Origin of the sequence: Paucisalibacillus globulus (assembly GCF_900184735.1) — a bacterium.
Classification (GTDB): domain Bacteria; phylum Bacillota; class Bacilli; order Bacillales; family Amphibacillaceae; genus Ornithinibacillus; species Ornithinibacillus globulus_B.
Window position 1 is genome coordinate 86,933 of the sequence record NZ_LT855385.1, and the last position, 6,098, is coordinate 93,030.

At 34.6% G+C, this 6,098-nt stretch carries 9 protein-coding genes; 2 read left to right on the forward strand and 7 right to left on the reverse strand.

Features of this window, described 5'->3' with window-relative positions; all coding sequences use genetic code 11:
- Positions 1-34: 34 nt before the first annotated feature.
- The gene (locus tag BN999_RS01555) at positions 35-646 is read left to right on the forward strand and encodes a lytic transglycosylase domain-containing protein (protein ID WP_096269636.1); all 612 of its coding nucleotides are present in this window, start codon (positions 35-37) and stop codon (positions 644-646) included.
- A gap of 60 nt (positions 647-706) precedes the next feature.
- Here BN999_RS01555 and BN999_RS01560 read toward each other — a convergent pair whose 3' ends face one another.
- From BN999_RS01560 to dut, 7 genes are all read right to left on the reverse strand, one after another.
- Positions 707-1,192 (reverse strand): hypothetical protein, encoded by a 486-nt coding sequence (locus BN999_RS01560; protein ID WP_096269637.1) that lies wholly within the window; start codon positions 1,190-1,192, stop codon positions 707-709.
- A 34-nt stretch (positions 1,193-1,226) separates the two neighbouring features.
- Positions 1,227-1,988, reverse strand: coding sequence for a GNAT family N-acetyltransferase (locus BN999_RS01565; RefSeq protein ID WP_096269638.1), 762 nt, complete (start codon positions 1,986-1,988; stop codon positions 1,227-1,229).
- A 39-nt stretch (positions 1,989-2,027) separates the two neighbouring features.
- Positions 2,028-2,849 carry an aminoglycoside adenylyltransferase domain-containing protein gene (locus BN999_RS01570; protein ID WP_096269639.1) on the reverse strand — a complete coding sequence of 274 codons (822 nt, stop codon included), beginning with the start codon at positions 2,847-2,849 and terminating at the stop codon, positions 2,028-2,030.
- 27 nt (positions 2,850-2,876) lie between these two features.
- Complete coding sequence (locus BN999_RS01575) at positions 2,877-3,410, reverse strand: hypothetical protein (RefSeq protein ID WP_096269640.1); 534 nt, start codon at positions 3,408-3,410, stop codon at positions 2,877-2,879.
- Between the two features lie 175 nt (positions 3,411-3,585).
- Entirely contained in the window at positions 3,586-4,671 is a 1,086-nt protein-coding gene (locus BN999_RS01580; protein ID WP_096269641.1) for a M42 family metallopeptidase, read from the reverse strand.
- Between the two features lie 61 nt (positions 4,672-4,732).
- Positions 4,733-4,870: a hypothetical protein gene (locus tag BN999_RS20840; RefSeq protein WP_217988458.1), complete on the reverse strand. Its 138-nt coding sequence runs from the start codon at positions 4,868-4,870 to the stop codon at positions 4,733-4,735.
- On the reverse strand, positions 4,845-5,279 hold the full coding sequence (gene dut / locus BN999_RS01585; RefSeq protein ID WP_217988454.1) for a dUTP diphosphatase: 435 nt from the start codon (positions 5,277-5,279) through the stop codon (positions 4,845-4,847). The genes BN999_RS20840 and dut overlap by 26 nt, the downstream gene beginning before the upstream one ends.
- Positions 5,280-5,421: 142 nt before the next feature.
- Here dut and BN999_RS01590 point away from each other — a divergent pair, with 142 nt between their 5' ends.
- Positions 5,422-5,808, forward strand: coding sequence for a sigma-w pathway protein ysdB (locus BN999_RS01590; RefSeq protein ID WP_096269642.1), 387 nt, complete (start codon positions 5,422-5,424; stop codon positions 5,806-5,808).
- Positions 5,809-6,098 lie beyond the last annotated feature (290 nt).

A 6,098-nucleotide genomic window follows, 5' to 3' on the forward strand; every position in this document is an offset into this window, starting at 1 on the left:
AAAATAGAAGGAGTAGATTAGGAGCGATTTCACTATGGATATAAAACAATTACAAATGCTCATTCAGTATCAGGCAATGTCAATATTGAGTTCTAACAATAAAGGATTATCAAGTTTTTCCCCTGTTATAGACCTTGCTTTTAAGCAGATATTAGAGAGTGAGATTAATAATACCAATATAGCTGACGAACAGAAAAATACTCCTGTATTGTCAGCCCCACAATTGTACAATCTAAGTACAATACAGCCTAGAAACCTACAAGCAATGCCAAATGACTATGATTCTATAATTGCAGATGCTTCTAGGAAATATGGAATTGACGAGAAACTTATTCATTCTGTTATTAAAACAGAATCAAATTATAATCAATTTGCTAAAAGTAGCGCAGGTGCACAAGGCCTCATGCAATTAATGCCTACAACTGCCAGGGGACTAGGAGTTCAGAATTCATATGATGCTAGCCAGAACATCAATGGTGGTACCATGTATTTACGGGAGATGTTAGACCGTTATAATGGAAATCTAGAGCTTGCATTAGCAGCCTATAATGCCGGACCAGGTAATGTAGATAAATATCAAGGTATTCCACCCTTTGAAGAAACACAGAACTATGTAAAAAAAGTTATGGGAAATTATTTAGCATAGTGTACTGTTTACAAATAAAGTGGCATCGTTACTACGGTGCCACTTTATTACGAATATTAGTTAATTGAAATTTCCGCTTAATGCACTTTCCCATTTTTCTTCAATTTCATTGTAACGATAATCCAAATTTCCCAACTTCCATTCATCACCACTCAAGCCAAACCAAAGCTTTACATTCTCTTTCACCTTCTTTTCTCCATCTTCCATCATAACTAAATCCACTGTACCTTCTGGATAAGTATCTTCAAGATTCACACGTAATTGCTTATAATCAACGAGGTATGTACCCTTTTCTGTTAAGTCCGTTACTCGTTTTATCCATTTCTTTTTTGCTTCTTCATATGGGATAACTGGTTCAAGATCTGAAGCTCTATCATAGAAATAAACACTCCTAAATGCTTTGTCATAATCTTGTTTGATGAGGTTATCTAAAACACCTTTAGCAGCATTTTTAGATTGTGTTTTGTCAATATAACTAGGCAAAAAGGCGGCTGTAATTAATCCAATGATCAAGATAATTACAACACCAAAAATAAACTGTCTCATAGTCAAAACTCCCCTAGAATAGATTATTAGTTATTTAGACTAACCCTTTCAGTCTTTTCATAGCAGAGTGAGCAGTAAGTCGATGGAATGAAATTAATTGTTTTTTAAATACAACACCATATACACCATATGGAGTTGGTGAAAGTCTAAGTAGCTCATCCCTATTGCTCAAGTCCATAATATTAACCTTTATACCTAACTTGTTAGCCGCAGCTAGGATATTATCAGATGCAATTTCAATATATGGGCACTGCTTCGTTCGAAGTATTGTTAATTCCTCAGAGAAATGAAGTCTCTCTTCCCAGTCACTTGGAAAATATGGTTCTGGAACATCTTCAATCTTATATACAAGCAACTCAAAATTATAGGGTGCATGATCAACTTCTACAAAGTTATTTTTTAAAAACACTTCCTTACTTGGGGTCCATGAGGTATCAGGGTTCGTAACCACTACAACACCATCTTTATTTTGATCCACAGCATCTTTAATACATTGTTGAATAAGCTCCGTTGCATAGCCTTTTCCAGTAATCCCCACCCATAAGCAATGAATAACTAAAAAGTTCTCTCCATATACGACTCTTGAGGAGTACTCAATAGGGGTATATTCAATAAATCCAGCTGGTTTACCATTCTCCATTATCTTTTTATATTGTAACCCTTCACTAAATCTTTCCAATAACCATTCTTCTTTATTTTTGTAACCAGTTGACTTGGGTTGACTACGTAGACAGTAACAACCACTGTCCTTTAAGTTTTCATTTGTTAACTCAACTGTATGAATCGTTTCTACCATTATCCTCACCCCAAATTAGACTTTACTTCCATAACTAACTTATTCTACTAATCTATTACAATGCTCAATCAAGTATTGAGAGAATCGTATCGTGTTCTCTAATCTTTCTATATCTGAACTCATTATTCTATCGTTTATGCCTTTTCTAATATTAACTGCTTCTTGAATTAGAGGATGCCATTGTTTTGAAAGACTGCTAAGTCCATAATTTCCCGCTTCTAATTTTGAAATTATTTTCAATTCCTTTATAGTATAAAATTGACGTAACAACCCAAGAACAATCCATTCTACTTGAAGATCAATCTCTTTAGACGGGAAATCCAAAAGTGCTTCTTTATTCACTTCTACTCGTTTTATAAAATTTAACCAATACGAATTCATATTGTTATGTACGTAAGATACTAAATCTTCTGCTGACACTTCAAACTTCATAACCTCAGTTTCTCTACTGATTACCTTTATTCCATGATTTTTTAATGTCCACCATGTTACTGGATTGAAGTTAAAATAATCACCAAATTGTAACTCACCATCGTTATAAAACTGATATTTTTCATCTCTAACCTTTGGTTTAGAATTAACTTTTGATAGTTGCTCCCAACTGATATATACACAATCTAGTTCTGGCTTCTCATATTTTTGTACCAATATCGTATGTATTGAATTTAATGCTTTGGTATCATCTTCTGTTAAACGACGATTCATTATCGTAAGAAGATCTATGTCGCTAGAATTATGTTCATAAGCTCCAAGAGCAATGGAGCCATGTACATAAATTTCCTCTAGAGTACTTGGTATATACTTATCTACTAATTTAATATATTCATCTAAAACCGCTTTTACTTCAATTGGTATTTTCATTTATTCCCTCTCACCTATTCCGTATTACTAATCAAACGTTACCCATTTTTCTTCGTCTGAAAGAGCGGAAAATATTTGCTTTTTAAAATCCTCACTTAATGAAAAGAAATAAAAATCTGATACTTCCAAGACATCATGATTCTCATAAAATTCAAATGAGACAAGTATTCTTCCGCCAACCCTTGAATCGTCTTCCAATTCCTCGAGTTGTCTAAATAGGATATTATACCTTGGACCTTTATCCCTTTCCGGTAAGTCTGCCAAATACTTATCCATATCATAATCCTCAAGCATATCTGCATCGTCAAATTGTTTTATTAGACCTTTTATTTCCTTATTATCTGTAACAAACTGATAGTTACTTTTGGAATCATCTTCCCACTTTACGACTTCAATTACCATGTTCTTTTCAAAATCTGTAAACGTAATATCTTTAAATATAGAAATATTTCCTTTTGGATATGTAAGAGGGGTATACAGATAGCTTAGACTCAAATGGATTTGTGCCCCTATCAATAACAACATAATAATGAGAACTATATATCCCCACTTTTTCTTCAATATATTCTCCCCCTTATCAAGTAGATTCTTGTATTATTTTCAATACTTCATATATCAGAAGTTCTATCACATATTTCAGATTATTATCACTCTTCAAATTCTAACATATTCGACTATTTCACTCTACACAAAAAATCGCACAGTAATCATCACTGTGCGATTGCTATCTTCTTCTTTATGCTAAAAAAATCTCATTTACAGTTTCACGATCAAGCTTTTTAATAACAGCGACAATTAGTTTCACAGCATTTTCAAAATCATCACGGTGAAGAATCGCTGCATGAGAATGAATGTAACGTGTTGCAATTGTAATGGACAAGGATGGTACACCGTTTGCAGTTAAGTGGATAGAACCTGAATCTGTTCCACCACCTGCAATAGAAGCATACTGGAATGGTATATTATTTTCCTCAGCAGTTTGAACAACTAAATCACGAACACCTTTGTGAGAAATCATTGAAGCGTCGTATAGAACAAGTTGCGGACCTTCTCCAATTTTGCTGTCAGCATCTTGATCTTTAACTCCCGGTGTGTCGCCGGCAATACCAACATCAACTCCAAAGCCAATATCTGGTTTCACCGCGTGAGCTGCGGTTTTCGCACCACGAAGCCCTACTTCTTCTTGAACTGTTCCCACACCATATACAATGTTAGGGTGGTCTTCACCTTTTAATTGTTTCAATACTTCAATTGCGATAGCACAACCAATTCGATTATCCCAGGCTTTTGCAAGTAATAACTTTTCATTTTTCATTGGGGTAAATTCAAAGTATGGAACAATAGAATCCCCAGGTTTCACCCCAAATTCAGCCGCTTCTGATTTATTTGAAGCACCAATATCTATAAACATATCCTTAATTTCAACTGGTTTCTTACGTTCCGCAGCTGATAAGATATGTGGTGGTTTTGAACCAATTACCCCTGTAACGTCACCTTTAGAAGTCACAATAGTCACTCGTTGTGAAAGCATAACCTGACTCCACCAACCACCGATGGTTTGGAAGTAAACAAATCCTTTTTCATCAATTCTAGTTACCATAAATCCAATTTCATCTAAATGACCAGCTACCATAATCTTAGGTCCATTTTCTTTACCAACTTTTTTGGCGATTAAACTACCAATATTATCAGTGTAAACCTCATCTGCAAATGGAGTTATGTATTTTTCCATTACATCTCTTGCTTCTTTTTCATTTCCAGATATTCCTTTAGCGTCAGTCAAATCCTTCAACATTGATAACGTTTCGTCTAATTGAACCATATGTTTACCTCCTATTTCTTTATTCTCTTAGTATAACGCGAAATGAAAATTTTGGATATTATTAGACATCTATTTCTACAGTTGTTGTGATGATGAGTAACATATTTACTTTACCCAAAACAGAACTTCCTATTGCATTTTGATATGTCTTACTTATAGTTTCCAATTGATAATTACTTTCCAGATGATCCAAATCCACCTTGATCCCTAACCGAATTAGATAAAATTTCTGTTTGTTCCAGTGTAACCTGCAATACAGGAGCTATAACCATTTGAGCAATTCTCATCTGTTTTTCAACTTTAAAATCTTCTTTCCCATGATTAATTAAAATTACTTTTATTTCTCCTCTATATCCTTCATCTATGGTTCCAGGTGTATTTAATAATGTAATGGAATGCCTTAATGCTAATCCACTTCTTGGCCTTATCTGTGCCTCTGTCCCTTTTGGTAACTCCATTTGTATTCCAGTTCCAATTAACGCTGTTTCACCAGCCTTAACTATCTTCTCTTCTGTGGAGAATAAATCTAGACCCGCATCCCCTTCATTTGCACGATATGGCATTTTTGCATCTTCATTCATTAACTTGATTTTTAAATTATATTCCACTTATATCCCTCATTTCATCGATTGCTTGTACAATTGAAGTTGTATCTCAATTTGTAACATCTTTTTCACATAAAATATGAAACCTTGTTTACTTCCAATACGTATTGCATAATAATAACCTAAACCTTAGGAGACGATGGTAATGATAGTGATTATGTTTCGAGTGTTAATTGTAGCGGCTATTATTTTGCTTACTTATTCTATTATACAATATTTTCGAAATCCACAAAGACTACTGGAAAATGCAAAAGAAACAAAAGGATTTTACTACTTAGACGAACAGGACAACAGTAAGAGAAATATTCAATTCGTGTATAAAGGATGTCAATTTGAAGGGGAAAAGTACGTAGGTACAACGGAAGATTCCTTTGAAATTCTAGATATTTATGTAACCGTAGTGAATCCTTTAGAGTTACAGGGTATAACCAGAGAAGACCTATATTTTTTAGAGCAAGAACTATTAATCCGATATCCACATGCAAAAATAAATTGGAAACATCCCATTAACAAGTTATTGCTTACAAAATAAAAAAAGATGGCTTAAGGAGTCCCCACCTTAAGCCATCTTTTTTCTAATTAGAATAATCTAATAAATAATAGATTAGAAACTGTGCGGTAACGAATGATTTTGGATAGCGCAACATACCCGCTACGGAAATACACTCCGCTTTTACTGTCAACACAGGGGCGAAATCTGTTCGAAAGTACCTCACAGTGTCTACCTTGCCGCGGGCGGCTGGTGAGCCTCGGGCCAACAGGATGTTGGTCACAAAGGCGTTGCCTCAGGATGAGGCGTTCCTAGCCTTTGAACCCCTATTT

What these genes read in the sequence shown, in the direction of transcription:
- BN999_RS01555 (WP_096269636.1), top strand. Translation starts at nt 35, where the DNA reads ATGGATATAAAACAATTACAAATGCTCATTCAGTATCAGGCAATGTCA.
- BN999_RS01560 (WP_096269637.1), bottom strand. Translation starts at nt 1,192, where the DNA reads ATGAGACAGTTTATTTTTGGTGTTGTAATTATCTTGATCATTGGATTA.
- BN999_RS01565 (WP_096269638.1), bottom strand. Translation starts at nt 1,988, where the DNA reads ATGGTAGAAACGATTCATACAGTTGAGTTAACAAATGAAAACTTAAAG.
- BN999_RS01570 (WP_096269639.1), bottom strand. Translation starts at nt 2,849, where the DNA reads ATGAAAATACCAATTGAAGTAAAAGCGGTTTTAGATGAATATATTAAA.
- BN999_RS01580 (WP_096269641.1), bottom strand. Translation starts at nt 4,671, where the DNA reads ATGGTTCAATTAGACGAAACGTTATCAATGTTGAAGGATTTGACTGAC.
- BN999_RS01590 (WP_096269642.1), top strand. Translation starts at nt 5,422, where the DNA reads ATGATAGTGATTATGTTTCGAGTGTTAATTGTAGCGGCTATTATTTTG.